At 38.4% G+C, this 25,263-nt stretch carries 24 protein-coding genes and 1 riboswitch; of the genes, 7 read left to right on the forward strand and 17 right to left on the reverse strand.

The genetic code is table 11. The features are described 5' to 3' along the window. Positions 1–12: 12 nt before the first annotated feature. The 6 genes from CZ487_RS14930 to CZ487_RS14955 form a co-directional block, all read right to left on the reverse strand. Complete coding sequence (locus CZ487_RS14930) at positions 13–591, reverse strand: sulfurtransferase TusA family protein (protein ID WP_077213090.1); 579 nt, start codon at positions 589–591, stop codon at positions 13–15. A gap of 254 nt (positions 592–845) precedes the next feature. Next, entirely contained in the window at positions 846–1,982 is a 1,137-nt protein-coding gene (locus tag CZ487_RS14935) for an MBL fold metallo-hydrolase (RefSeq protein ID WP_077213091.1), read from the reverse strand. 34 nt (positions 1,983–2,016) lie between these two features. Further along, the gene (locus CZ487_RS14940) at positions 2,017–2,406 is read right to left on the reverse strand and encodes a DsrE/DsrF/DrsH-like family protein (RefSeq protein WP_077213092.1); all 390 of its coding nucleotides are present in this window, start codon (positions 2,404–2,406) and stop codon (positions 2,017–2,019) included. 18 nt (positions 2,407–2,424) lie between these two features. After that, positions 2,425–2,997 (reverse strand): sulfurtransferase TusA family protein, encoded by a 573-nt coding sequence (locus CZ487_RS14945; protein WP_077213093.1) that lies wholly within the window; start codon positions 2,995–2,997, stop codon positions 2,425–2,427. Between the two features lie 477 nt (positions 2,998–3,474). Further along, positions 3,475–4,572: a TRAP transporter substrate-binding protein DctP gene (dctP, locus tag CZ487_RS14950; RefSeq protein ID WP_077213094.1), complete on the reverse strand. Its 1,098-nt coding sequence runs from the start codon at positions 4,570–4,572 to the stop codon at positions 3,475–3,477. Between the two features lie 126 nt (positions 4,573–4,698). Continuing rightward, the gene (locus CZ487_RS14955; RefSeq protein WP_077213095.1) at positions 4,699–5,781 is read right to left on the reverse strand and encodes a TRAP transporter substrate-binding protein; all 1,083 of its coding nucleotides are present in this window, start codon (positions 5,779–5,781) and stop codon (positions 4,699–4,701) included. A 164-nt stretch (positions 5,782–5,945) separates the two neighbouring features. Between CZ487_RS14955 and CZ487_RS14960 the strand changes: the two genes are divergently transcribed. Together CZ487_RS14960 and CZ487_RS14965 are read left to right on the forward strand one after the other, a co-directional pair. Further along, positions 5,946–7,385 (forward strand): DDE-type integrase/transposase/recombinase, encoded by a 1,440-nt coding sequence (locus CZ487_RS14960; protein ID WP_077211710.1) that lies wholly within the window; start codon positions 5,946–5,948, stop codon positions 7,383–7,385. 406 nt (positions 7,386–7,791) lie between these two features. Continuing rightward, entirely contained in the window at positions 7,792–9,231 is a 1,440-nt protein-coding gene (locus CZ487_RS14965) for a DDE-type integrase/transposase/recombinase (RefSeq protein WP_077211710.1), read from the forward strand. 828 nt (positions 9,232–10,059) lie between these two features. Here CZ487_RS14965 and CZ487_RS14970 read toward each other — a convergent pair. Then, positions 10,060–10,680 carry a DUF3298 and DUF4163 domain-containing protein gene (locus tag CZ487_RS14970; RefSeq protein WP_084783287.1) on the reverse strand — a complete coding sequence of 207 codons (621 nt, stop codon included), beginning with the start codon at positions 10,678–10,680 and terminating at the stop codon, positions 10,060–10,062. 212 nt (positions 10,681–10,892) lie between these two features. On the opposite strand from CZ487_RS14970, the gene CZ487_RS14975 reads away from it, so the two are divergent. Further along, the gene (locus CZ487_RS14975; protein WP_077213096.1) at positions 10,893–11,075 is read left to right on the forward strand and encodes a DUF3896 family protein; all 183 of its coding nucleotides are present in this window, start codon (positions 10,893–10,895) and stop codon (positions 11,073–11,075) included. A 141-nt stretch (positions 11,076–11,216) separates the two neighbouring features. Continuing rightward, the gene (locus CZ487_RS14980; protein ID WP_419865721.1) at positions 11,217–11,546 is read left to right on the forward strand and encodes a DUF3892 domain-containing protein; all 330 of its coding nucleotides are present in this window, start codon (positions 11,217–11,219) and stop codon (positions 11,544–11,546) included. 43 nt (positions 11,547–11,589) lie between these two features. Here the strand turns inward: CZ487_RS14980 and CZ487_RS14985 are convergent, their stop codons facing one another. Further along, positions 11,590–12,060 carry a DinB family protein gene (locus CZ487_RS14985; RefSeq protein ID WP_077213098.1) on the reverse strand — a complete coding sequence of 157 codons (471 nt, stop codon included), beginning with the start codon at positions 12,058–12,060 and terminating at the stop codon, positions 11,590–11,592. Between the two features lie 281 nt (positions 12,061–12,341). Here CZ487_RS14985 and CZ487_RS14990 point away from each other — a divergent pair, with 281 nt between their 5' ends. Further along, positions 12,342–12,536: a YwbE family protein gene (locus tag CZ487_RS14990; protein WP_077213099.1), complete on the forward strand. Its 195-nt coding sequence runs from the start codon at positions 12,342–12,344 to the stop codon at positions 12,534–12,536. A 53-nt stretch (positions 12,537–12,589) separates the two neighbouring features. Here CZ487_RS14990 and CZ487_RS14995 read toward each other — a convergent pair whose 3' ends face one another. Next, the gene (locus tag CZ487_RS14995; RefSeq protein ID WP_077213100.1) at positions 12,590–12,730 is read right to left on the reverse strand and encodes a DUF3934 family protein; all 141 of its coding nucleotides are present in this window, start codon (positions 12,728–12,730) and stop codon (positions 12,590–12,592) included. A 215-nt stretch (positions 12,731–12,945) separates the two neighbouring features. Between CZ487_RS14995 and CZ487_RS15000 the strand changes: the two genes are divergently transcribed. Further along, positions 12,946–13,599: a DsbA family oxidoreductase gene (locus CZ487_RS15000; protein ID WP_337189776.1), complete on the forward strand. Its 654-nt coding sequence runs from the start codon at positions 12,946–12,948 to the stop codon at positions 13,597–13,599. A 566-nt stretch (positions 13,600–14,165) separates the two neighbouring features. On the opposite strand, the gene CZ487_RS15005 is transcribed toward CZ487_RS15000, so the two are convergent. From CZ487_RS15005 to CZ487_RS15015, 3 genes are all read right to left on the reverse strand, one after another. Next, complete coding sequence (locus CZ487_RS15005; protein WP_077213101.1) at positions 14,166–15,623, reverse strand: DUF4153 domain-containing protein; 1,458 nt, start codon at positions 15,621–15,623, stop codon at positions 14,166–14,168. A 64-nt stretch (positions 15,624–15,687) separates the two neighbouring features. After that, the gene (locus tag CZ487_RS15010; protein ID WP_077213102.1) at positions 15,688–16,326 is read right to left on the reverse strand and encodes an HAAS signaling domain-containing protein; all 639 of its coding nucleotides are present in this window, start codon (positions 16,324–16,326) and stop codon (positions 15,688–15,690) included. Continuing rightward, complete coding sequence (locus tag CZ487_RS15015; protein ID WP_077213103.1) at positions 16,307–16,654, reverse strand: PadR family transcriptional regulator; 348 nt, start codon at positions 16,652–16,654, stop codon at positions 16,307–16,309. Before CZ487_RS15015 ends, CZ487_RS15010 begins: the two co-directional genes overlap by 20 nt. A gap of 180 nt (positions 16,655–16,834) precedes the next feature. Here CZ487_RS15015 and CZ487_RS15020 point away from each other — a divergent pair, with 180 nt between their 5' ends. After that, positions 16,835–18,049, forward strand: a complete 1,215-nt coding sequence (locus tag CZ487_RS15020) for a PLL family lectin (protein WP_237562897.1) — start codon at positions 16,835–16,837, stop codon at positions 18,047–18,049. A gap of 29 nt (positions 18,050–18,078) precedes the next feature. On the opposite strand, the gene CZ487_RS15025 is transcribed toward CZ487_RS15020, so the two are convergent. The 5 genes from CZ487_RS15025 to CZ487_RS15045 all read right to left on the reverse strand — a co-directional run bounded on the left by CZ487_RS15025 (position 18,079) and on the right by CZ487_RS15045 (position 25,234). Continuing rightward, a complete protein-coding gene (locus CZ487_RS15025; protein ID WP_077213104.1) occupies positions 18,079–19,551 on the reverse strand; it encodes an alanine/glycine:cation symporter family protein in 1,473 nt (490 codons plus the stop codon). A gap of 37 nt (positions 19,552–19,588) precedes the next feature. Then, positions 19,589–21,190: an amidohydrolase gene (locus CZ487_RS15030; protein ID WP_202617884.1), complete on the reverse strand. Its 1,602-nt coding sequence runs from the start codon at positions 21,188–21,190 to the stop codon at positions 19,589–19,591. Between the two features lie 180 nt (positions 21,191–21,370). After that, positions 21,371–21,551: riboswitch (Lysine riboswitch) on the reverse strand. Positions 21,552–21,633: 82 nt separating this feature from the next. Then, complete coding sequence (locus CZ487_RS15035) at positions 21,634–22,992, reverse strand: hypothetical protein (protein ID WP_077213106.1); 1,359 nt, start codon at positions 22,990–22,992, stop codon at positions 21,634–21,636. A 2-nt stretch (positions 22,993–22,994) separates the two neighbouring features. Continuing rightward, on the reverse strand, positions 22,995–24,272 hold the full coding sequence (locus tag CZ487_RS15040) for a DUF58 domain-containing protein (protein ID WP_077213107.1): 1,278 nt from the start codon (positions 24,270–24,272) through the stop codon (positions 22,995–22,997). After that, positions 24,269–25,234 carry an AAA family ATPase gene (locus CZ487_RS15045; protein ID WP_077213108.1) on the reverse strand — a complete coding sequence of 322 codons (966 nt, stop codon included), beginning with the start codon at positions 25,232–25,234 and terminating at the stop codon, positions 24,269–24,271. Before CZ487_RS15045 ends, CZ487_RS15040 begins: the two co-directional genes overlap by 4 nt. Positions 25,235–25,263: the final 29 nt, after the last annotated feature.

A 25,263-nucleotide genomic window follows, 5' to 3' on the forward strand; every position in this document is an offset into this window, starting at 1 on the left:
TTTTCGTAATTTTTAGTTGTTTATTGTAGTTGTACTGCCAGTCCAGCCACTCATACCTGGTATGACATTTGTCACTTTTTTAAAGCCATTTTGAGCCAGCTTTTGTGCTGCAAAGTCACTGCGGCTCCCTGTCCGGCAGACAACAAAGATTTCTGCTTCTTGATCTAATTCAGTAAATCGATCTTCCAATTGTCCTAAAGGGATACAAATCGCGTTTGGGATGTGGTTAAAAGCGTATTCAGCTTCTTCTCGAACATCCAATACAACGATGGATTCATTACCTTGCAGTTTTTTCTCAAGTTCTTCATTAGTTGCTACAACTGGGTGCTTTGTCTCTGTTTTGGCTTCATCATTAGATGACTTTCTTAAGTAATGTTTAAGAACTTCTCCTTCTTCGATCGTCCCTAAATATTGATGACCAGTGCTTTCAGCCCAAGCTTTAATGTCAGCTTTGGATCCTTTATCTGTTGCTTGAACCTCTACCACTTGTCCTGCTTCAAGGTCGTTCATTGCTTTTTTAGTTTTCACGATTGGCATTGGGCAAGCAAGACCCTTTGCATCTAAAACAAAATCTGTTTTTAATGTTTCCATAAAGTAACTCCTCCTATTTTACCCTTATGGGTATATAAAACTTTAAAAAATTTTCAAAGCCTTACATTACCACCGTGGGTATAATGTTAAACGAAACAAAAGAATGTGTCAACGCATAAACACTTGCGATTTTTTTTGATTAGTTGTGATATGAATCACTTACAAAACTTATAATATACCCTTATAGGTATAATGTCAACAGTAAAAATAAAAAAACAGAAAACATATATAAATATGCTTCCTGTTCAAGGAGATTATCTCACAGCACAGCGGTTTGGACCTGTTTCCATCTCTCTCTGCTTTTCTTCTTCTGGTATGATTTTACCCATGTTTGTTTCCCGAATTTCCTGATAGGAATTAGGCTGCGGAGGTAGATTCTCTGTTACCGTCCTTCTAAACTCCTCTTCATTTTCAATATTTAATCCATGATTTTGCTTATATAAAGTACCTAATTTTTCTGAAACGCTGCCATCATTATTCATTTCAATTGAGGTCATAAAATGGGCGGGCAAAACTAAAAGATCATCTGCAAGCTGTTTGTATCTTTTGTAAAGTGTTTCTCTAAGGTCATTTACCCAATCTCCTGCCTTCCCGGCTAAGTCTGGGCGACCGATGGAATCAATAAATAGTATGTCACCTGTTAACAAATATTGATCATCAATGACAAAAGAGGTACTCCCGATCGTATGCCCTGGTGAGTATACAGCCCTAATCGTTGTATCCCCAACATCGTATACATCGCCATCTGTTATTTGATTATACTCATACTTTACTTCATCAGCATCTTTTGGCGGTAAAAAATACTTCGCCCCATGTTTTTCAGCTAATTGCCTGCCCCCTGAAATATGGTCTGCATGTAAATGCGTATCAAGAACATGGGTAAGTTTAAGGTTATGTTCTTTAATAAAACTTTCGTAAGGCTCGAGCATTCTGTTCGTATCAATCATGGCTCCTTGTCCATTTGATTCAACCAAATACGACAAACATCCTTTCCCAATTCGTACGAACTGATAAATCGAACCGCCGTTTTTTAGTGTGCCGATTTTAATTGGTTCTAAATGCTCACTCCATGCCTTCATGCCGCCTTCTATGGAATAGACGTTTGTAAAACCAGCCTCGAGGATTTGTTCTCCGACAAATTCTGAAGAACCACCTTTTGCACAAACGACTAGTATATCTTGATCCTTTGGAAGTTTATCTTTTATAGAATCGACGCCTTCCAATAATTCAAAATAAGGTTCATTTATTATTTCAACATTTTTTCCTTCTATCTTCCAGTCATCAAATTGATCCGTATTGCGAACATCTAGGATAAAAAGTTTCTCATGATTTAAGATTTTACTGGTCAGATCTTTAACGCTTATTGTCTTTACACCAGCTGCAACCGTCATTCATCCTTCACTCCTTTTTTCCTAGAATTGGCTTTTAGAATGTTAGGGTGACATCTGCATCCTTTGCAAAGGTTAAAAATGTCACTGCCCCGCCAACATCAATACCTTCAATGAAATGTTCCTTTTCAAGGTTCATCACATCCATCGTCATTTGGCAGGCAATCATTTTTACACCCATTTCATTCGCCATTGAAACCAATTCATGAACAGGTGGTACATTTGCCTTTTGAAACCCCTCTTGAAAATGCTCTGCTCCTGCAGGCATCGGAAGATTTTTATGAGCTTCTTTATGAATGAGATTTAAACCTTCAAAAGTAAAAAAGATCCCTACTTCTGCATCAGTAGCTGCTGCGGCTGTTGCAATGTTAAAAACCTTATAAGCATCAAACATTCCGCCATTTGCTGCAATAATTGCCACTTTCATATAAACTCCTCCTCCAAGTTAATGACTTTTATCGACAGATCCTGTCCATTCCTTCATCCCCGGAACAACATTTTTGATATTTTGAAAGCCTTTTTCAGTTAGATTCTGTGCTGCTAGGTCGCTTCTTGAGCCAGTACGGCAAATAATATGAAGATGATCGTCTTTATTTAATTCCTCAAACCGCTTTTCAAGTTCACCTAGTGGGATATTAACCGCACCGGGAATATGACCGAAGGCATACTCCGCAGGTTCACGGACATCTAATATCGTAATTTTTTCATTTCCTTCTATTTCTTTTTGCAAATCCTCAAGGTTGACTACATGAGGGTGACTTTTTTCCGGTTTCTCTTCTTCAGCAGTTGCTTTGCGAAGGTAATGCTTTAATGTATCCCCATCCTCAACTGTACCTAAATATTGGTTACCCGTACTGTCTGCCCATGCTTTTATATCAGCTGTTGAACCTTTATCAGTAGCCTGTATTTCCATTACTTTACCAGGATCAAGGTTGGTCATTTCTTTTTTTGTTTTAACAATTGGCATCGGGCATGCAAGCCCTTTTGCATCCAAGACTCTATTGACCGTTACATCCATACCCATCCCCCTGTTAATTTTGACATATATTTGCAAACAAATGCGCGGAGTCTTAAATAGTGTGATCGCTTTAAAAATGTGACCAACGCTATTATTTTTCACCTGTTCAAATAAAAGCATGCCCACAAGCTGCTACCAAATTTTTTGAATATAAACTTAGAAGAGATACTTTTTACTGAATTTAAATAGCTAGACCAAAAATCTTTTCAGATGACACAAGTTGTATGATCAATATTCACTTTTTGTCCATAAAAAACGGATTATTTTTAACAATTAACTTGAATAGATTGACGATGTCATGTCAAAAAATATTTTTCAGCTCAAGCTAGTGAGATTTTAGGAAAAAATGGCTTTACTTCTATTTATAACATGGCTGGTGGTATGAATAGTTGGTCATATGAAGTGGTAAAATAACAAAAAAAAGCTTTCGAAAGCGTTCTAATCAATGCTTTCGAAAGGCTCAACACTTATATGATATTATTCAAATTCTTTTAGAAGTTCCTTATACTCCGCTAAAATTTCTTGATATGGATACCCTTCATCCGCATGGTCTGTTAACCATTTTTCTACGAATTCTTCGGATACTTTGTTCCACTGGGCCATCTCTTCTTGTGTTAACTCAGCAATAGTACCACCGTTTGCAACAAAATCCTCATCAAATTTTATTGTTTCTTCGGCATAGACTGCTCCAGCAGTTTCAATAATTTCATCGGATGCTTGAATCATAGCTTTTTGAACATCTTCAGGGAGACCATCCCAAACTTTTTGGTTAATCATAATCCCTTGAATTGCAGTTGCAATATGCGGCATTACTACATAATTGGTGATTTCGTCGATACCGCCATTTTTAAGGCCTAATCCGTATAGTGCAATAGCTTCAATAACCCCTTTATCTAGGCCTTCGTATATCTCAGGGAATGGGATAGCAACAGGTATCGCACCCATATATTCGTATAGCTCATTCGCCACCCCGCCCGGAGTTCTAATTTTCTTCCCCTCTAAATCAGCAGGAACACGCAATTCTAAATCTTTTGTCCATATTTCATAGTTTGGAGATACGTGCATTAGTAATGGCTTAATCCCATTTTTCTTATATTCCAATTCTATAATTTGCGTATTTTGCTTAATTAATTGATTGTAAGCTTTTGTACCCTGGTCTGCATTTGTACTTAGACCCGGTAAACCTGAAAGCATATTAGTGATTGGCATTAGGTCTGGTGTATAATTTGTCGGAAAAATTGCCAAATCTGCCACACCATCACTTGTCAATTGAAGCAAATCTCCAGCTTTCCCAAGCTGCTCAGATGGATAGTATTCAAACTCAACTTTTCCATCCGTTAATTCAGTTACCCTTTTCATAAAAGGCTCTGTTACTGCTGTGTATATTGGTGATGTACCTGCGAAATAAGAAGCAAATTTGAGCTTGATTTTTTCAACTTCTTCCTCACTGTTATCATTTTGATCTCCAGTGCTGCCAGAAGAGCCTGAACTTTGATTTGAGCTGGAGCTGCAGCCCGCGATAAATAAAGTAAGTATGCTGATAATAGAAAGCAGATATAAAAAACGTTGTTTCATAAATAGACCTCCGATAAATATAGTCATGAAAACTTTGCAGATATTAAACTAATCTCAAAATTCGGAAACTTTTAATTATTACCTTCCTAATAACTAAGAACATAGGGGTGTCTTCATCAAGTTTTCCTATTCCTTATATTGCTCGAGCTTTTCCTTATACGTATTTAACACTTGTTCATATGGGATATCACCTGATCCGTTTTTCTCTAACCACTCTTCATTAAATTTGTCTAGTAAACTTCTCCATTGACCAAGCTCTTCCTCCGTTAACTCTGCAATCGTTCCGCCGCTTTCTTCGAATTCAGTATTAATCCTGATTGTATCTTCATCATACAAGACTCCAACAGAGTCCATTAATTCGTTACTTGCTTGAATCATTGCCTTTTGTACGTCTTCAGAAAGACTGGACCAAACCTTCTCATTAATGGATAAAGCATGGATAGCGGTTCCGATATGTGGGAAGATCGCGTATCGAAGAATTTCATCTGTACCTGAACTGTCAACTGCAATACTATAGTAGCTGACTGCATCAATAACACCTTTATCAAGAGCTTCATATGTCTCTGTATGTGATACTGCAACAGGGGTGACCCCCATATATTCATAGACATCATTTGCAACTCCACCTGGAGTTCTAACCTTTTGCCCTTTTAAATCCTCTGGCAGGCGAATTTCTTTCCCTGTTGTCCATACTTCGTACGTAGGGGAAACATGAGTGAAAAGTGGCCTTACACCATTTTTTAAGTAATCAATCTCTAATATTTCTTCACTTTCAGCAAGCAAATCGCGATATGCTAAAGTTCCTTGCTGTGAAGTTTCACTTAAATTCGGAAGTCCTGATAATGCGCTTGAAATTGGCATATTATCTGGAAAGTAACTTGTTGGAAACACTCCAATATCCATTACTCCATCTCTTGTCAAATTGAGCATGTCGTGGGCTTTTCCTAACTGCTCACCTGGGTAAGCCTCAAACTGAACCTTTCCTTCCGTAAGCTCAGTCACCCTTTTCATCCATGGGTCTGTTACAAGTGTGTACATTTGCGATGTGTTGGCAAAGTATGTACCAACTTTTAGAGTAACGGTTTCAACATTTTCTTCCTCTTCTTTTGGAGAGTCTTCCTGGGTGTTGCTTGATGAACTAGAACTGCAGCCAACTAATGTAAGCATAGCAGTTAGGAATGTGTACACCATCATTTTTTTAAGTTTCATAAATTTACCCCCTGTATCTATATCGTATTGTCAAAACTTTTATAAGAAATAGGCTATTAAATACCTTGATAGAGGGCTTTATAAGCAAAAAAATTGCCACCCCCTGAATTCTAAGGATAATTGAGGTTACCACACACCCAACAACCTAGAATGGAAGTGACAATTTGTACCCTCAAATTATAACCTATTTATTAACTTTTATAAACTATCAAGAACAAATGATTCGAACATTACTTACCTTATTAATTGGTAAAAGTATGTTTGATAAGCCAACAGAACAGCCGGTGAATAAACCCTATCGTAAACTTCAGGTAGATGATCTACCGATCATAGAACTACTAGAAAATCTCGATTATCAACTTCTCCTTACTGAATACTTAGAGAAAAACGGGAAACCCCTTAAACCTGTTCAAAGGCGTAAGAATGCAAAAATTTCAGTCCCTAAATCTATGAACTGTCCAAAGTGTGGTGCTCCATCAGATTACCTTTATGCCAATAATGGAGATAAAGGACAGTATCTATGCAAAGTCTGTTCCTGTCTTTTCAATGATAAAAGCCGTTATTCCAAAGAGGCCATTTTGAAGTGCCCTCATTGTTCGAAGACTCTAGAAAAAATCAAGGAACGTAAAGACTTTGATGTGTACAAATGTAAAAACAATGATTGTTCTTACTATCAAAAGAAAATAAACGCAATGTCTTCAAAAGAGAAGAAAAGGTTTAGAAAGGACCCTCAGGCATTTAAACTGAGATACATTTTTCGTCAGTTTCATATTGAATTTCAACCTTTATCCAAAGATTCACCAGAGTTGCCGAGAGTGGATTTATCTAGGATTTATGCATCCCCACATACCTTAGGACTTATATTGACCTATCATGTAAACTATGGCCTTTCGGCCCGTAAAACAGCCGCGATTATGCAGGATGTTCACGGAGTTATGATTTCTCATCAGACGATATTGAACTACGAAAATAGTGTTGCGCTCTTGCTTAAGCCTTACGTCGATCACTATCCGTATGATCTTTCAGATCAATTTTGTGGTGATGAAACTTATATTCGAGTGAATGGACGCTGGCATTATTTGTTTTTCTTTTTTGACGCAGTGAAAAAGATCATCCTATCTTACCCGGTGTCTGCCAATCGAGATACAGCGTCAGCCATTCGTGCGATAGATGAAGTGTTAGTAAAGATGAAAGAGATTCCAAAAGACCTTACTTTTGTAGTGGATGGAAACCCAATCTATCTTTTAGCACAACACTTTTTCGCTCAGCATGATATTTCTTTTGATGTGAAGCAAGTGATTGGGCTTACAAATGAAGACCCAGTCTCAACGGAATACAGACCTTTAAAACAGATTATAGAGAGGCTCAATCGAACATTTAAAGGCAACTATCGCTCGACTCATGGATTTGGTTCGGAAAAAGGATCTGTATCCTTTGTCACTTTGTTTGTGGCCTATTTTAATTTTCTACGGCCTCATGCATCCTTAGAAGGAAAAGTGCCTGTGGTAAACCCTCAATTACAAGGGCTTCCCACCATGCCAGCACGTTGGACAAAGCTTATAGAGTTAGCCCAACAATGGATTATCGAGCAACAGGTAGCCTAACTTTTTGTTTAGCAGAGCCCTTAAGCTATTCAGCAATCGGCGGAGCGAACTCTTGACAAACCGAACTTGCCAATGGTTTAAAATGGAAACAACCAAGGGCTTATTTGGTATGCCTTCTTTTTGTCCTCTTCGCCCTTGATAGCCTTTTGTTAAACCATTGGCGTGTTTGTCAAGAGCGATTGCGTGGCCTTACCACATAAAAACTGGAAGGAATCAAAGGGTTAGTGTTAAGTTTTCATAGAACTTTTTACACTACCTTCCCATTCGTATTGTCAAAACTTTTATAAGAAATAGGCTATTAAATACCTTGATAGAGGGCTTTATAAGCAAAAAAATTGCCACCCCCTGAATTCTAAGGATAATTGAGGTTACCACACACCCAACAACCTAGAATGGAAGTGACAATTTGTACCCTCAAATTATAACCTATTTATTAACTTTTATAAACTATCAAGAACAAATGATTCGAACATTACTTACCTTATTAATTGGTAAAAGTATGTTTGATAAGCCAACAGAACAGCCGGTGAATAAACCCTATCGTAAACTTCAGGTAGATGATCTACCGATCATAGAACTACTAGAAAATCTCGATTATCAACTTCTCCTTACTGAATACTTAGAGAAAAACGGGAAACCCCTTAAACCTGTTCAAAGGCGTAAGAATGCAAAAATTTCAGTCCCTAAATCTATGAACTGTCCAAAGTGTGGTGCTCCATCAGATTACCTTTATGCCAATAATGGAGATAAAGGACAGTATCTATGCAAAGTCTGTTCCTGTCTTTTCAATGATAAAAGCCGTTATTCCAAAGAGGCCATTTTGAAGTGCCCTCATTGTTCGAAGACTCTAGAAAAAATCAAGGAACGTAAAGACTTTGATGTGTACAAATGTAAAAACAATGATTGTTCTTACTATCAAAAGAAAATAAACGCAATGTCTTCAAAAGAGAAGAAAAGGTTTAGAAAGGACCCTCAGGCATTTAAACTGAGATACATTTTTCGTCAGTTTCATATTGAATTTCAACCTTTATCCAAAGATTCACCAGAGTTGCCGAGAGTGGATTTATCTAGGATTTATGCATCCCCACATACCTTAGGACTTATATTGACCTATCATGTAAACTATGGCCTTTCGGCCCGTAAAACAGCCGCGATTATGCAGGATGTTCACGGAGTTATGATTTCTCATCAGACGATATTGAACTACGAAAATAGTGTTGCGCTCTTGCTTAAGCCTTACGTCGATCACTATCCGTATGATCTTTCAGATCAATTTTGTGGTGATGAAACTTATATTCGAGTGAATGGACGCTGGCATTATTTGTTTTTCTTTTTTGACGCAGTGAAAAAGATCATCCTATCTTACCCGGTGTCTGCCAATCGAGATACAGCGTCAGCCATTCGTGCGATAGATGAAGTGTTAGTAAAGATGAAAGAGATTCCAAAAGACCTTACTTTTGTAGTGGATGGAAACCCAATCTATCTTTTAGCACAACACTTTTTCGCTCAGCATGATATTTCTTTTGATGTGAAGCAAGTGATTGGGCTTACAAATGAAGACCCAGTCTCAACGGAATACAGACCTTTAAAACAGATTATAGAGAGGCTCAATCGAACATTTAAAGGCAACTATCGCTCGACTCATGGATTTGGTTCGGAAAAAGGATCTGTATCCTTTGTCACTTTGTTTGTGGCCTATTTTAATTTTCTACGGCCTCATGCATCCTTAGAAGGAAAAGTGCCTGTGGTAAACCCTCAATTACAAGGGCTTCCCACCATGCCAGCACGTTGGACAAAGCTTATAGAGTTAGCCCAACAATGGATTATCGAGCAACAGGTAGCCTAACTTTTTGTTTAGCAGAGCCCTTAAGCTATTCAGCAATCGGCGGAGCGAACTCTTGACAAACCGAACTTGCCAATGGTTTAAAATGGAAACAACCAAGGGCTTATTTGGTATGCCTTCTTTTTGTCCTCTTCGCCCTTGATAGCCTTTTGTTAAACCATTGGCGTGTTTGTCAAGAGCGATTGCGTGGCCTTACCACATAAAAACTGGAAGGAATCAAAGGGTTAGTGTTAAGTTTTCATAGAACTTTTTACACTACCATCTATATTTTCCTTATAGATTTGATTTCTTACCCTTTCCTAAAGCTATCACCCCCTTTAAATACGAGAATAAAAGTTACCACCACCATTTATGCTTTTTATTAAATAATAATGATAACATGTTAACTATTTGAATATTCAAATAACTTAACTACTATTTCTATAACATTAATTTTGGTTTTAGAGAATCCTAGATAACTTGGCTTGCTAAGACTGTTACTGATATTAGTATAAGTTTGTTAATCTCTGTACTAGATTCAAGTGAGGATTGGACAAATACTACGTGTTGTCAGCTAAAAAACAACTTTATAAAGCGCTTACAAGTTCTTGTTAGAGATTTAATCTGATTCTTTCTATCCATGTCTTCCTGTGCTATTAAAATCTATATTAGTACTTTACATTCTTTTTTTTGACTTGTCAAACAATTCTTAAAATTATATCAATAATTTATATCTATTATTCTACACTCCCTTTGGAGTCTTTTTCACCGATTACATTTTCACAAGAAAAAAGCCTGGCATACAAAATTTTTTGTAACCAGACCTTTAAAGATCGCCGTTCATCTTCTCTTTTAATTATTCATTGACAATCTTCCGAGTGGCCCATTTTCATCAACAATATTTTGTATTTCATACAGAGAGATCGGGAACATTGGAAAACCAAAAACATATGGAGTTAGCTCATACAGTTGAAAATAGATGACAAGCGCTTTATCAGCTACATAAAAATCTTGATTGGGTTGGATTTTGGTAAAATCGTTAATCAGCGGAATGTCACGCTGTTTGATTTGCTGACTAATGATAGCAGAAAGTCTTTGAATATAGTCACTATCTGCTTTAAATAAATCTTTGAGTTCACAGAGCCTCTCCTGCTGAAGGTCAAACGTTAATGACTTGATATAAGTCATGCCATGTGCAGCATGTTCATGATAAGTATAATTCGAGAGTGACAAACTCAGAACCTGCCGCTGATTATTTTTAATTTCATATAGCCCCAGCATTTCCATAACGGTTGTCGGCATATTGCCAATTTGTTTATTAATAAGCTGTTGTGTCTGATTTACGATCGCGGTATTCAGAGTCCTTTCCAAGTGCTGATTTTGATGCATGACAACTCTTGGATAAAAAACATTTTTGTCTTTCCCACCGCTGATCTTTACCGTATTTATTTGAACTGGTAATTGATTGTACATACCTTTCATCCTCTAAACTTTTTAACAGTCTATTCAAAGTGATTACAATGGTGAGCAGAGCAGTTTTCACAGAAAATTCATTTAGGACAATCTAAATTCATTTATTTGTTGTGTATAATAAAAATATAAAGAAAACGTTTTCATTCTCCTTTTTGAATTTTATTGTAAAACCTGTTGTTAAAATTCTCGATTATTAAAGGGGTGCTAAAATCATGGAATACCAAGAAGTGATTGAAAGATTAGAGGGATTAAAACTCCAGTTAGTAGGTAAATTACAAAATCCGAACTTATCTTTAGAGGAAAAAGAAGATATTCAAAAATCCATTACAAATTATGATTATATAATCGAATTAACGAATATGAATCATTATGAACGTGGTACAAGTGTACATTAATAAACAACCTTTTCCCCCTCAAGCCGAGGGGGTTCATTCATTTTAGAGAGACTTCTCCTTCAGAATACTAATTCTGTTTTAGCTATAACGACTTCTACTCCCTAATTACATAGAAAGCTCATGAAAGTATAAACTAAGTCTATGCCGGAGGTGACGAAATTGAATGACAAGAATTTTAATTCAATTTATAACGACTATGTACAACAATCAGAAGAACAAGCCATTATGGAAACAGAAGAAGCTCAGTCAAATAAAGAAATGATTGTTGCTGTTCGTAAAAATGATGATGGTGATCTCATCGCCTTTAAAACAGAAACAGGCAGAGAATTGGATTACGTAACCGCATTAAATGAAGCAAAAGCTGGAAAATTAGCTCATGTAAACGTGTTCCATAAATACGGGCGTGACATTATCCGCAGTGAGCCGGATGGCGTAAAAGAGAATAATTTGGATCAGCTGCCTCTTTTTTAGAACAAGGAAAGCCCTACCTCTTTCCGTAGAGATAGGGCAAGCTTTATTTCTTAATAAAGCGGTAGATCTTTTTAATGTTCTCCATATGCAATGCTTCATGGTAAAAACTAAATAAAAACGATTCGCCAACAGTATAGAAAGAAATACCTGCTTTATTTGTAAAAGGTTCAGGCAGTTCCTGATCCAGGCGCCCTTGAAGGTACTCCTTGATTCTAACTTTTTGCTGTGAAAGCTGTGAGGAGATATCATCAAGAGAAGGCGGTGTACCCTTCCAATCAGCCGGCTTCGTTCCAGCAGCAAAAAACTGCTCATATTCTTCCGGCAGACTCATCTTTTCCCCTAAAGCTGCAAACACGAGTCTTTCTTGGATAAAAGCGATATGACCAAAATTCCAGCGTATGCTATTATTAAATCCTTCCGGCACAAGATCCACAATATCCTCACGAATCCTGCTGATGGATTGCTCCGTTATTGCCCGAACAGTATCATAATGCTTAAAAATAGTTGTTTCCAAATAGATCTCTCCTATCACTTAATGTACACTTCTCCTTGTGTTTCCTGGAATTTCATCCTTCTATTATTTAAATTTAATATTCTATCTAATTCATGTCAATAAAATTTCTGAATATTCACGACAATGTTTTCGTTATATTTTCACTTTATCTTTTGGAAACTATTAGATAAGGTGCTAAGTTTTAAATTAGGTTTTTTACATAAGACATATCACTTGTATAATCGCGGGAACTGCTGGATTATTTAAATAAGAAAGTACTAATCATGGAGGTGATTTTTTATATGTCTGGTACTAGAAGAGAGAATATCAAGCCAGGAGTTAAAGTAAGGGTTGTACAAAAACAAGACCAGCGTTCTGGTAAGTTAACAGAAGGAGTTGTAGCCAAGTTACTAACGAATTCGGCTACCCATCCACATGGGATTAAGGTGATGCTCGATAATGGAATTGTCGGGAGAGTAAAGGAAATTGTGGAGTGATCGGTTCATTGTAAAATACCTCCCCATTGCTTGGGGAGGTATACATTTCTGTATTATTCTTGATTTTCCGTTTTTTTCGTACCCTTGCTTTTATAAGGTTTTGCACTTTTTGCTTTGTTTGCAGCTGCCTGCCAGCGGTTCCAGCCTTTCTTGCCAGTCCCTCTGCCTGTTCCTCCGCCTTTACTTTTAGCCATTAAAGATCTTCACTCCATTACCTAAGATAGATATAGTATTCACATTTCAACTTAGTATAACGCATACCTTGCACTTTTCACCATAACAATATGTAGTAAGTTCAATTATTGGTTAAACAATCCTCCTTCAGATATACTATGGTTGAATAACTTTTATGGGGGTATGAAGAATGCATATTGAAATGTGGACTGACTTTGCTTGACCATTTTGCTATATCGGCAAGAGGCGTCTGGAGGACGCACTTCAGAAAATAGATCATCCTGTTGAAGTAACGTATCGCTGCTTTGAGCTTGATCCGTCGATGGAAAAAGATATCAAGGAAAACATGTACGAAATGTTAGCGCGAAAATATGGAATGAGCCTTGAACAGGCGAAAGCCAATTCACAAAATGTTGTTCAAATGGCGCGTGAAGTTGGATTAGATTACAACTTAGATACGGTTATTTTGACCAACACCTTTGACGCACATCGTTTGACGATGTTCGCCAAAACAAAAGGCTTAATGACGGAGATGACGGAACGCCTTCTTCGTGCTTATTTTACCGATTCGAAGCATATTGGAGACCACGAAACATTAGTTGAGTTAGCTGCTGATGTTGGACTTGATCGTGAAGAAGTAGCAGCGATGCTCGCAAGCAATGAGATGTCAGAAGAAGTTCGTGCTGATGAACAAGCTGCTGTCCAATACGGCATTCGCAGTGTACCGTTCTTTTTGATTAATAAAAAGTATGCCATCACCGGTGCGCAGCCGACAGAAGTATTTGTTCAAGCATTGAAAAAGATCATCGCAGAAGATGAAATCCAAGTAATGAACGAACAAACTGGCGCAGCATGTGACGATGACGGATGTGAAATTCCTAAGAAATAGAGTTGGTTAATTGACCAGGCATCTTAATGAGATTACTTGTTAGAGTGCCTGGTCTACTGTTAAGGGATATAGACTTATTGAATTCTTTATTGGGACTCAATTATTTTATTTTCTTCTAACAAGGCTGAATCCGTTCTTATTCGGACTAATTAACAACAGACCTTATCGATTAAGTCTGAATTCGCTTGGTATTCGGACTCTATCCTGTTAATACCTTTTAACCTTGTCGGAATCGGCTTATTATTCGGACTAAGTAATTGGCGCTTCCTTCAGACCAGTCTGAATCAGTTTGAAATTCGGACTCTACCCTATTGATTCCTTTTAACCCTGTCGCAATTCGCTCATTATTCAGACTAAGTAACTGCAGATCTTTTCGTTCCTGTCTATATCCGCTTGATATTCGGACTCCATCGTATTAATCCCTTCCAGTCCTGTCGCAATCCGTTCATTAATCAGACTAAGTAACTGCAGATCTTTTCGTTCCTGTCTATATCCGCTTGATATTCGGACTCCATCTCGGTATATTCCTTCATACGAGTCTTAATGATTGCTAACCACCCATAGTTTCAATCTTCAAAATTCAATTTCCCCAGCCTCTCATATGCTCGATCTCTTTCAAGATTATGCGACTGTACAACATCGCTTTTTAAGTACTCCCTCTCTGCTTTTCGCTCCATTAGCTCTTCTTTCAATCCTGGAACTTCTGGGTTTTGTTCATAAAGGTCTATTAATCCAAGGATTCCAGTTGCTGACATCCAATTTAAATAGGAGATATCGATTTTACCCGTTTCCTCATACCGTTCAATATTTCGATCCACAACAATCTGATCAAGGTTCACAACATTGATACCAGTGTAATAAATCAGCGCAGCAACGAAATAGAAATGAAACAAGCTCAAATTATCAAGCCAAATTTTAACAAGCGTATACGTAAAGATGACCATCAAGAAGATCATAAAGGAATGAGCAAGAACTCGTGTAAAAGTAAAACCATATGCTTCTTCATACATCGTTAACCGCATGAATGCTGATATAAGCAAAACTCCGCTCGATAACACCAGCAATGAAAGAGCCAAACTTATTATTTTCTTTAGCAGCCCCTGCACACTTTTGGTAAACTGTATAACAAACGTTGTGACAGTAAGATTAATTAATGTCACGAACAACAATTCGAAAAAACCGCGTCTTGCATATTCCGCATATGTGTAGCCAACATCAAGCGTACCGCTGAAAAAGTATTTAAATTGAACCGCAATAAATAACAAGTACACCAAATTTAAAAGCACGAGAACTGTTAACGCGATGACTCCATTTACTCCGATCGGTTTAATTAAGACTTCCTTTTGTACAATTTGAATTTTCAAAAAAGCCGACAGGTATCCGAAAAATGCCAAGGTAAACATAATAACAATTACACCGCGAATGATGTATTCGCCCTTAAAGCTGAACATTTCTGGGAGATTGCCCATGAGTCTTTCAAATTGAGCATCTGCTGAAATCAACAGATTGAGAACAATAAACAAGAATGGTACTGAAATAATAATGCCAATAAGAATATTTTTCCACACATCAAAATGATTTTCTTCCTTACCTCGTTTTAGCATGCTCCCGATGTACTTCCCAAAAACCCCATTGTAAACAAATCCTTTAATAATGCGGTGTAAGGCATAAAAAATGAAATTAGTGTGATTCCACATCATCGTTCTTGGTGAAGTGATTAGAGTAAGATGTAAAATGACTAGTGCCGGGATGACGATGATATTCAATACATAAAAAAGCTTGCTGTCATTTAAATAATAGCCAGCTGCCAATAGCCAAATACTTATTAAAATTAAATAACCTACCCGTTGATGCGTGAACGAGAAGGAGCGAAACCTCCAGAAAAACAAGCTATAAAAAACCATTAAAAATACTAAATAAGAGATTCCAATTTGCCCCCTGAAAAATGCTTCTTCTGCAATAACGCCCAAGAGCAAACATAATATCAAAAAAATCCAGTCTGTTTTATTAATCTTCAACTCCATAAACTAATCCCCCTATCGTAATTCTTTGTATATAGATATTCTAGGTAATACTCCAAAAAAAAGCTTACACAGAAGCTTTTTTCCCCCAATTATAGCTAAAAAGACAAATTGGATATAAAAGAATGGTGAGAAAAATGCACAGTACAATAAATGTTTCTTTGAGCAGCGGGTTAAACCACTCATGTGGAACAATATGAAAAACAGTCAGCACCATCAACGTCAAATTGGGAATAAGCGCCATTATGAACGTTCTTTTCATCAGTTTCTTTCCTTTATGTCCAAAACCTCTTCCTATTTCATAGCCAAGCAAGGCCCAAAAAAACATGTAGATGAATGCAATTGTAATCGGAAAAGAAGTCAACTGAGTCCATACAGTTGTGACCCATTGCCAATCAAACAGATTATGGGCCACAGTAAGTGCTATTCCACCTGCAAAAAATAGAATATTAACAGCAATAAACAGCCATTTCATTCTGCTAGGAGTTACGGAAAGCTCATCTTTCCACATAGCAGCAATTTCTTCGGGTGTTCCAAATCTTTGATAAATTTGCTCGCGTATTTTATTTTCATTGTCAAGACTGCTAAAACTCATAAGCAATTCATTCAAATGCGCCTCATATTCAGCTAGTATCGACTCTTTCTCCTCATGGCTGCACAGCAATAGATCTAACTGTGTTAAAAATTCATTCTTCACTCGTTCCATGTTTTTTTCTCCCCATCAACCTGTTCATAACCGAAACAAAATGGTCCCACTCATGGGTTTTTTCGAGCAGTATTTCTTTCCCAGCATCTGTGATGCGATAGTATTTCCTTGATGGTCCCTTTTCCTGTTCCTTCCAGTAGCATTCAATATATTCTTGTTTTTCAAGCTTATGGAGTGCAGGATATAAAGTACCTTCCTTGACAGAAAATTCGTTCCCGCTGCGTTTCTCGAGTTCTTTCACAAGCTCGTACCCATACATATCCCGTTCTTCAAGGAGCTGAAGCAACAGTAACGACGTACTTCCTTTAACCAACTCACGATTAAACATTTCTTCACCTACCTAGAAATATTATGTATATAGAAATTCTATAACTAATGGATTGAAATGTAAAGGTCTGTTTCCCTTTTCTATTAAATAATCTTTTCTAGTATGAGCTAACATGAAAGCCCATCTTTTTCCCATTTAAATAACCCATGCATATGCTAAATTAAAAATGGAGGTACACCTATGTCTATGTATGGAAATCCCTATCCTTATTATTTTCAACCACAAGTTCCAATGAACTATTATGGTTATCCCGCTACGTTTTACCGTCAACAACCAAGTGTGCAGGAAATCCTGCAGACAATCAGAACTCAACATCAAAACCTGTACTCGCAGCTAGAAAATGCGGGAATGAATAGACAGGTTGTAGAATATGTTTTTTTCTTTATCGTTAACTATACTGTCAATCAAGCAAATACTAATCTGCCTGCCAATCAAATTTATGATCAGTTCCAGCGTCAAGTTCCATGGTTTAATCTTCTCTTTAGACAGTTTAACGTCCCTCAAAATGTGGCAGATCGAGTCTTAACAAGAGTAATTCAAATTACCTTAAATCTACTAAAAAATGACCAGCCGCAGCCAGATCAAGGCTGGTCAAATATGGAGAACTTAGGCGGAACCCTTACATCAGCTCCAACGGTTTCTTCCTGGCAGCCAAATCGGCTTGATGTTTTTGCAAGAGGAACAAATGACGCCCTGTACCATATATGGTGGGATGGGCGAAACTGGAGCGGCTGGGAAAACCTTGGCGGGACATTAACCTCCGCACCTGCTGCTGTCTCTTGGGGACCAAATCGAATAGATGTCTTCGTTAGAGGAACAGACAACACCCTTTACCATATTTGGTGGGATGGTCAACGCTGGAGTAATTGGGAAAGCCTTGGCGGGACATTGACATCAGCCCCTGCTGTTTCTTCTAGACGTTCCAATCATCTTGATGTTTTTGTAAGAGGAAATAATAATCGATTGTATCAAAAAACATGGAATGGGTCACGCTGGGGAGATTGGATTGATCTTGGCGGTAACTTAAACTCAAAGCCTGCTGCTGTCTCTTGGGGACCAAACCGCATTGATGTCTTTGCTAGAGGGCAAAATAATGATCTCATTCATAAATGGTGGAATGGTCAGCGTTGGAGTGATTGGGAAAGCCTTGGCGGAACATTGACCTCCGCACCGACAGTCTCATCTAGACGGCCAAATCAACTCGATGTCTTTGTAAGGGGTACCAATAACCGCCTTTACAAAAGAACATGGAATGGCTCTCGCTGGGAAAACTGGGAAGACCTTGGCAATTCATTAACATCTGCACCAGCTTCGGTTTCTTGGGGACCGAACCGGATTGATGTCTTTGGAAGAGGTCCCAATCGGAATCTAATTCATTACTATTTTGGAAGATAAGAAAGGAGCCATGACGGCTCCTTTTCTCTTTATATTACATTCTTTTTATCCTTATTCTTCTCTACCTTATCTTCATAAAATAGATCAAAATCCGGATCTACTTCACCAATTCCAAGATAGCGAGCTTTATAGTCTTTTAGAAGTGCAAAAAATTGCTTTCCTAAAATTAGAATCACGACTACGTTAATAAAGGTCGGGATCGCGGATGAAATATCAGCAAAGTACCATACTGTTTGCCCTGGAAGGCCATACACTGTCCCGTACACGACCATTAAACACCCAGGGATGGGATAAAAATAAATAAATGTCTTTAGAATTCTATTTTTCAGTTTAGTTTTTCCTTTTAAAAGATGACGCAGAACGATTTCATAATAAGAATACCATCCTGTAACGGTCGTTAAGCCGAATAATAGAATAGATAGCGCAATGATGATTCTTCCGATTTCACCAATTCCACTTTCGAAGGCTGTTAGTGTTAAATCGGCACCTGTTAAGCCGGTCGACCAAGCATCTGTAATAATAATCGTAAAAGCCGTAATCGTTGCCACAATAAGGGTATCAATAAATACTTCAAAAGCTCCCCAAATCCCTTGTTTAACTGGATGATCAACCTTCGCTGTTGAATGAACCATGGCAGAAGTTCCCCATCCAGCTTCATTACTATAAACAGATCTTGCCATCCCCATCCGGATCACTTGCGCAATCGCCGCACCCGCGAAACCACCAACGGCAGCGGTTCCTGAGAAAGCACCTTCGAATATTAATGTAAAGACATGACCAAGCTGAGAGATATTTGAAATAATAATAAAGAGCCCAGTCACAATATAAAATAAAACCATCCCAGGGACAATTTTGGCTGCTAGCTTACCCACATGCTTTATACCGCCCCATACAACAAAATAAACGAGAATTGAAAATAGAATCGACGCAGGAATCATACCAATATTAAATGTAGAACTGATCGCTTCTGAAATTGTGTAGTTCTGCATCGTAATAAAAAAGGTTGAGAAAATTCCTAAGCCAAATAATACGGCAGGAAAGATCCAAAATTTAAAATTTCTTTCCTCTCCAAGTCCTCTTTCCATATAGTAGGTTGGCCCACCATATGGATCACCATTTTCATCGGTGCTGCGGTAGTAGACAGATAGCGTAACTTCGACCGTTTTAATGATCATGCCTAGCAAAGCTGTCATCCACATCCAAAATACGGCACCCGGTCCGCCTACTGCGATCGCGGTTGCCACACCCCCGATATTGGCTACCCCAACGGTGCCGCCAATTGCTGTTGCAACGGCTTCAAATGAGGACATTACCCCTTTTTCTTTATCCTCACTTTTTTCCTTTTTAAACATATTACTGAATGTTTGCTTTAAAATATGCGGCAAGTGTCGAAATTGGAAAAATTTACTCCCCACTGTAAAATACAATCCGACAAACACCATTGTGATGATTAACGGCAATCCCCAAAGGAACGCTGATAAACTTGATAGTATGTTTTCCATGAAGTCTCTCCCCTAAGTTGTTTTCGTTTTTGCTTTTTTAGTACTTTCTATATTTGATTTCTCCTCCGATAATCGTCATTTCAATGTTCGTATTCAACAATTCATCAGCATCCTTCATTTCAAATGGATTTGCAGAGTAAACCGTCATATCCGCTAATTTGCCTCGGCTGATGGTACCTTTGATATGTTCCTCATTCGTTGGGTATGCACCAAGTTCAGTAAACAATCGAAAAGCTTCCGTCATCGATAATTTTTGTTCAGGACAATATCCATCAAGGTCTTGACCCGGTTTTTTACGAGTAACAGCCGCATGTATTCCAAGCAATGGATCAACTGGTTCTACCGGTGAATCTGAACCGCCCGCACAAATCACACCTGCATCCATTAATGACTTCCAAGCATAGGAAAGCTTGATGCGATCTTCTCCAAGACGTTCTTGAACCCAAGGAAAGTCGCTTGCTAAAAAGCGCGGCTGGATATCAGCAATTCTGCTTGGCTTTTTCAGACGATGAATTAAATCCTCACGAAGCACTTGTGTGTGAATCAATCGATCTCGGTATGCTGCAGCAGGAAACTGATCTAACACATCAAGAACATTTTCTAAAGCTTGATCGCCGATCGTATGAACAGCAATAGGCATATCCAATTCCCGCGAGCGTCTAACAATATCAAATAGTGTTTCCTGATCATACATCGCTTCTCCATAATTTCCCGGATCATCACTATATGGTTGTGATAATAGCGCTGTTCTTCTTCCAAATGCTCCATCTGCAAAAATTTTCACAGCACCGATTTGCAGCGTATCATTTCCATACCCCGCGTACATACCAGCTTCACGCAGATCATTGATGAATTCATGGTTAATTAGTAAATTACTGCGAAGTCCTAATTTTTCACCATTCAAAAGTTCATCATAAATGCTCCATGTCTGTGCTAATCCGCCTAAATACAGGGGATCATTGCTATGTGCACTTGTTAATCCTTTTTCCATTGCAAAATGGATCGTTTTGCGCATGGCATTCTTCCAAGTTTCATAAGAATGAGCTGGGATATGCTTTTTTACTATTGTCATAGCAGATTCAAGCAAAAGGCCAGTTGGCTGTTTTGTCGCTTCATCTAAGACGACGACTCCTCCTTCTGGAACAGTTATATCAGCATGATAGCCGCTTACCTCAAGCGCTTTGCTGTTGACAACCGCTGCATGCAGGCAGATTCTTGATAGTAGTAATGGGTTGCCGGGAGATACAAAATTTAATTCAGAAATAGTTGGAATTGTACCGTCAGTAAAAAGGTTTTCATCCCAGCCGCTACCCAGCAGCCATTGTCCAGGCTCTAGTTCCTTTGTTCGGGCTTGGATTCTTTCAAGCATATCTTGTTTAGATGTTACCCCTGTTAAATCTAAATTGATGAAACTATCAGCGATAATGGATAAATGAAGGTGGCTATCTACCAAGCCGGGTGTGACCGTTTTTCCTTCAAGGTCGATCACTTCAACTGAAGACCTTCCCCATGTTAGGAGCATATCCTCCGTCTGTCCCATATCGATAAAGCGTCCATTTTCAACTACGACAGCTTGAACATTAGATAGTCGTGTATTAAACGTATAGAAGTTTCCATTTTTGTAGATTTTTCTCAAGATGATTCTCTCCTTAGGTATTAAGATCGCTAGCATTGGAAAAGAGAGATGTCATGGCTTGATGGAAGTGGATTCCTTTAAAAGAGGAGAGTGTTGAAGAAAATAGCGGCTTTTTGAACACAAAAAGCAATGATAGAAAATAACCTATCATTGCTGACTGTACAATATACGTTATCCTCCATTTCGATCAATAGTTCTCCATGCACGTACTTCCAAGCATGACAGTGCGTTCCTTATTCAGGAAACACACCAACAGCGATAAGTTTGACCCTTATCTCTGCTTCGGCAAATAATCCTTTCATCAATCCTCATCGATGTCATACTCCGATTGATTACTGATATTATTCGCACCTCTACCTCACCGATCTGTTAGGCATTTATGCAATTGAGTTCATATTATCAGATGATTTACTATATTTCAATAGTAAATTTAGAGATAACTAGGATTATTTAGGACTGTATGAACCGGATTTTTTCACAGATTGCAGCAGTTTTATTAAAATCATATATTTCTCCTGCGATGAACTTGCCATCCCGCCGTAATAGGCTGCAAGGTAATCTTTATTGAGCAGTTTCAGCAGTTCTTCTATGCTGTATTTTTCTCCATTGTAGAGCTGTTCTGCTTTTTCTAATGGTACCGCCCTTATTATTCTGTGAATATATTCCTGTGATGTTTCTGATTTTCCAAGCGTGAGCCCGTTTTTCTTTCCCCATTTTTTCAGTTGATAAAAGTACCAGTAAACAGAATCATGATAAAAATGGGGAAATCGTTGGCGCCAGCTCATCCTTAGATTGAGCAGGAGAGCCGTTATTTTTCTCATTAAATAATCCCACCACGGCTCTTTCGAAATGATGACTTTCTTTGGCCTAGCTTCTCCAACCAGTGAGGGTCTGTTCTTTAATACCTTTATAATCACCATGAGCGCAACAATGGCAAAGATAGCAGCTATTCCTAAAAGCAGCCACATGATTGGGAAAGTGAAGACCATTTCTTCCCCTTCATTAGAAGCCCCTGCACCTCCTCCAGATTGTATTCCTTCTATTTCACCATTCGGCCTGTCAGGAAATAGATGTGCGAACCATAATAGAAATTGAGTGAAAATCGATCCAAGCCATTTTACACCATTCCAAACGCCGAAGAAGATAGCTGTAACCGTTCTGTTTACACCAGGAAATAACAAACTCAAAGACAACAGCGGAATGGATGCGAAAATTGCTAGCAGCACAACTGTGAATGAACTTGATTTCCCAACTTTGCGAATTTCTGTTACCTCTTCCCCTCTAGAATCAGCATGACTTTGCAGTGAGAGAATCATTCCAATTAAACTGAAACAAAGCGCGGTTAAAAAGACAAGATGAAGTGTGTCAGCTCCCCATTCTTTTTTCATATAGACAAAAGCAAACAAAAGATATAAGACGATATTCCCTTCAAAGCATCTCATTAAGTCTTGGCGACTTGGTTTTGCGGAAGAAAAATGTGCACTGCGCATCCAAATCGCAATAACTGCTACCGTAACAGTTATTCCAAAAGTCAGCGCTCCCTCAGGAACTGAGATGTTCCAGTTTTTGTAGAGGACAAATAGGACCAATACAAGGTTCCCAACAATAATGAATACTAGTTTTCTCTTGGAAAGGACGGCATTGATTATGTACCCTCCAATCCCAGCAACTCCCCACCATAATGTATTCATAGTGACGAAGTCGTCCCGCTCCACACTTGTAAATAGGATGATAAAATAATAGATCCAAATGGCCTCACTAAACACGACAGTGAATGATTTCAATGCATTTTTTATTTGCTCCATAATCAAAAACCCTTTACCGCTGAATCAGCTGACGCAAAAAAAGAATTCGCCGCTGTGGCACGCACCTTTTCACCGTATTTCGATTTCCTTTGATAAAAGAAACGAACGTCAGGCAGCTTCTGTTTATGCTGTTCATACCAAATAACATGTTCCTTAGACACAGATTCACAGAAAATAAATAACGGACCCGATAATTTTCCGGTATGCAACAGTTCATTTAGTAGATAATCTTTGTGTTGCGCCGCTCTTTGACTGCTTTTCGCTAAAATATCGAGCATGTGCTGGAGCTCCAATCTTGGCGGAATGGGATTTAATACTTTTCCATTATAGGATAGAGCATTGCTGGCATAGCCAAGATGGATTCCCTGTTCACGGTATTTAACGGCAATCGAAGCAATTACAGATAGGAAAGCTTCAAAATTCTCTTCTTGTTTCATCCTATATTTCATTTGTTCATTTTGCTCTTCATACAATCTTTCAATCACAAATCCAGAGATGTCAGCAAAAATCATCAACCTTTCCGTCACAACAGGCTGATAGACATTTGTTTGAAGTCTACCCGTTCGCGCACTGGCCCTTCCATTAAACCTTCTCATTTCGTCCCCTGGCTGATAATCACGAATTCCGCTTACTTTTAACGGGTCCTCTAGAAATCCGCCATTCTTGCCTTTCATCTCCCATCGCATCGAGGGTCGAAACGCTGGGACATGGACAGGAACTAGTTTTGGATAAACATATAGCGGTGTTTTAAAATAATGTATTTTCTCGATTTCTGAAAAGCGAAAACCATCTCCAGACCTGAGGATGACACGCCCTAGATGATATACCCCGCGTTTTAACGCTTTGCCTTCGATTTCCCAATTGACTTTTTGGAACCAGTGCAGCCATAAGAAACGCATTAAATAATTACTTTGTTCCTCTTCCCCAATCACAACACCTTTAATAAGAGGCAATTCCCATTCTAACCAAACTAATGGAAGCCATTTATCATTAAAAACGGATGCCTGAATTTGAAAATCCTCACCAGCAAAAAGTCTAGTTTTAGAGAGAACGAAATCTTGCTGAACATTTTTTAATGATTGATTCTTCCATGCTGTTATGAAAAAAGTTAAAAATATTAAAAAGGTCGCGATAAGAATAAGCGGAAAAAATTGAAACCAGATACCCAGAACTAAAAAAGCAACCAGCACCCAGATAACATGTTTTTGAAAAAAATAGCTTGAATCGATGGTTTTCTTCTGTTCTCGAGCACCCTCAATTTGGGTCTTTTCAGCACTCATAGCTTAACAACCTCTTCAATCGGAATGGTTTGTTTTTCTAGAATACTGTCCAACACAGATTCTGGTGTTGTTTCGTTCAATTGCGCTTCGGTTTTTAACCATAATCGATGGCCCCAGACAGGCTTTATCATTTCTTTAACATCATCAGGAACTACATAATGACGTCCATTCAAAAACGCCCATGCTTTTACGGTTTTATATAGAGCTTTGCTTCCCCTCGGGCTGACACCAACGGAAACAAGCGGATGATTCCGAGTCTCCGCTGCCAACGCCGTAATATATTTTCTAATATTGGCATGAACCGAAACTTCCCGACATTGCTGCTGAAGCTGTTGAATTTGCTGTGGATTTAATAGATTCCTAATTTCGTCATAAGGAAGATTGTCTCCTACCTGTTCCAGCATTAATTCTTCCTCTTCTAGTGTTGGATATCCTAAGGCAAGTTTCATGAGAAAGCGGTCCAGCTGTGCTTCTGGTAAAGGAAACGTTCCTTCCATATCCACAGGGTTTTGGGTAGCCAGCACCATGAAAGGAGCCTGGAGAGGATACGTCACTCCTTCAATCGACACCTGTCTCTCTTCCATGCATTCTAGTAAACTCGACTGTGTCCGCGGAAGAGTCCGGTTGATTTCATCTACTAACAGAATATTCGTGAACACAGGCCCTTTTCGAAAAAAGAAATCGTGGTTCTTCGGATTAAAAATTGACCCGCCTAACACATCCGACGGCAGTAAATCAGGGGTACACTGCACCCGCGAAAAATCACAGTCAATACCCTTAGCAAACGCTTTAATCATCGTCGTTTTTCCTGTTCCAGGAAGATCTTCAAGCTGTACATGTCCCTCCGTTAACAATGCTGTTAGAATGAGCTTCAATTCCTTTTCTCTTCCAATAATCACTTTAGACATCTCCTGCCATAACTCCTCTAATAGCTCCTGTGATATAACCACCTGATTCTCCATGATCCAATCCTCCTGAAAACGTCATATTT

This window comes from Robertmurraya dakarensis, assembly GCF_900156875.1.
Classification (GTDB): Bacteria; Bacillota; Bacilli; order Bacillales; family Cytobacillaceae; genus Robertmurraya; species Robertmurraya dakarensis.

What these genes read in the sequence shown, in the direction of transcription:
- CZ487_RS14930 (WP_077213090.1), bottom strand. Translation starts at nt 591, where the DNA reads ATGGAAACATTAAAAACAGATTTTGTTTTAGATGCAAAGGGTCTTGCT.
- CZ487_RS14935 (WP_077213091.1), bottom strand. Translation starts at nt 1,982, where the DNA reads ATGACGGTTGCAGCTGGTGTAAAGACAATAAGCGTTAAAGATCTGACC.
- CZ487_RS14940 (WP_077213092.1), bottom strand. Translation starts at nt 2,406, where the DNA reads ATGAAAGTGGCAATTATTGCAGCAAATGGCGGAATGTTTGATGCTTAT.
- CZ487_RS14945 (WP_077213093.1), bottom strand. Translation starts at nt 2,997, where the DNA reads ATGGATGTAACGGTCAATAGAGTCTTGGATGCAAAAGGGCTTGCATGC.
- dctP (WP_077213094.1), bottom strand. Translation starts at nt 4,572, where the DNA reads ATGAAACAACGTTTTTTATATCTGCTTTCTATTATCAGCATACTTACT.
- CZ487_RS14955 (WP_077213095.1), bottom strand. Translation starts at nt 5,781, where the DNA reads ATGAAACTTAAAAAAATGATGGTGTACACATTCCTAACTGCTATGCTT.
- CZ487_RS14970 (WP_084783287.1), bottom strand. Translation starts at nt 10,680, where the DNA reads ATGTACAATCAATTACCAGTTCAAATAAATACGGTAAAGATCAGCGGT.
- CZ487_RS14975 (WP_077213096.1), top strand. Translation starts at nt 10,893, where the DNA reads ATGGAATACCAAGAAGTGATTGAAAGATTAGAGGGATTAAAACTCCAG.
- CZ487_RS14980 (WP_419865721.1), top strand. Translation starts at nt 11,217, where the DNA reads ATGCCGGAGGTGACGAAATTGAATGACAAGAATTTTAATTCAATTTAT.
- CZ487_RS14990 (WP_077213099.1), top strand. Translation starts at nt 12,342, where the DNA reads ATGTCTGGTACTAGAAGAGAGAATATCAAGCCAGGAGTTAAAGTAAGG.
- CZ487_RS14995 (WP_077213100.1), bottom strand. Translation starts at nt 12,730, where the DNA reads ATGGCTAAAAGTAAAGGCGGAGGAACAGGCAGAGGGACTGGCAAGAAA.
- CZ487_RS15005 (WP_077213101.1), bottom strand. Translation starts at nt 15,623, where the DNA reads ATGGAGTTGAAGATTAATAAAACAGACTGGATTTTTTTGATATTATGT.
- CZ487_RS15010 (WP_077213102.1), bottom strand. Translation starts at nt 16,326, where the DNA reads ATGGAACGAGTGAAGAATGAATTTTTAACACAGTTAGATCTATTGCTG.
- CZ487_RS15015 (WP_077213103.1), bottom strand. Translation starts at nt 16,654, where the DNA reads ATGTTTAATCGTGAGTTGGTTAAAGGAAGTACGTCGTTACTGTTGCTT.
- CZ487_RS15020 (WP_237562897.1), top strand. Translation starts at nt 16,835, where the DNA reads ATGTCTATGTATGGAAATCCCTATCCTTATTATTTTCAACCACAAGTT.
- CZ487_RS15025 (WP_077213104.1), bottom strand. Translation starts at nt 19,551, where the DNA reads ATGGAAAACATACTATCAAGTTTATCAGCGTTCCTTTGGGGATTGCCG.
- CZ487_RS15035 (WP_077213106.1), bottom strand. Translation starts at nt 22,992, where the DNA reads ATGGAGCAAATAAAAAATGCATTGAAATCATTCACTGTCGTGTTTAGT.
- CZ487_RS15040 (WP_077213107.1), bottom strand. Translation starts at nt 24,272, where the DNA reads ATGAGTGCTGAAAAGACCCAAATTGAGGGTGCTCGAGAACAGAAGAAA.
- CZ487_RS15045 (WP_077213108.1), bottom strand. Translation starts at nt 25,234, where the DNA reads ATGGAGAATCAGGTGGTTATATCACAGGAGCTATTAGAGGAGTTATGG.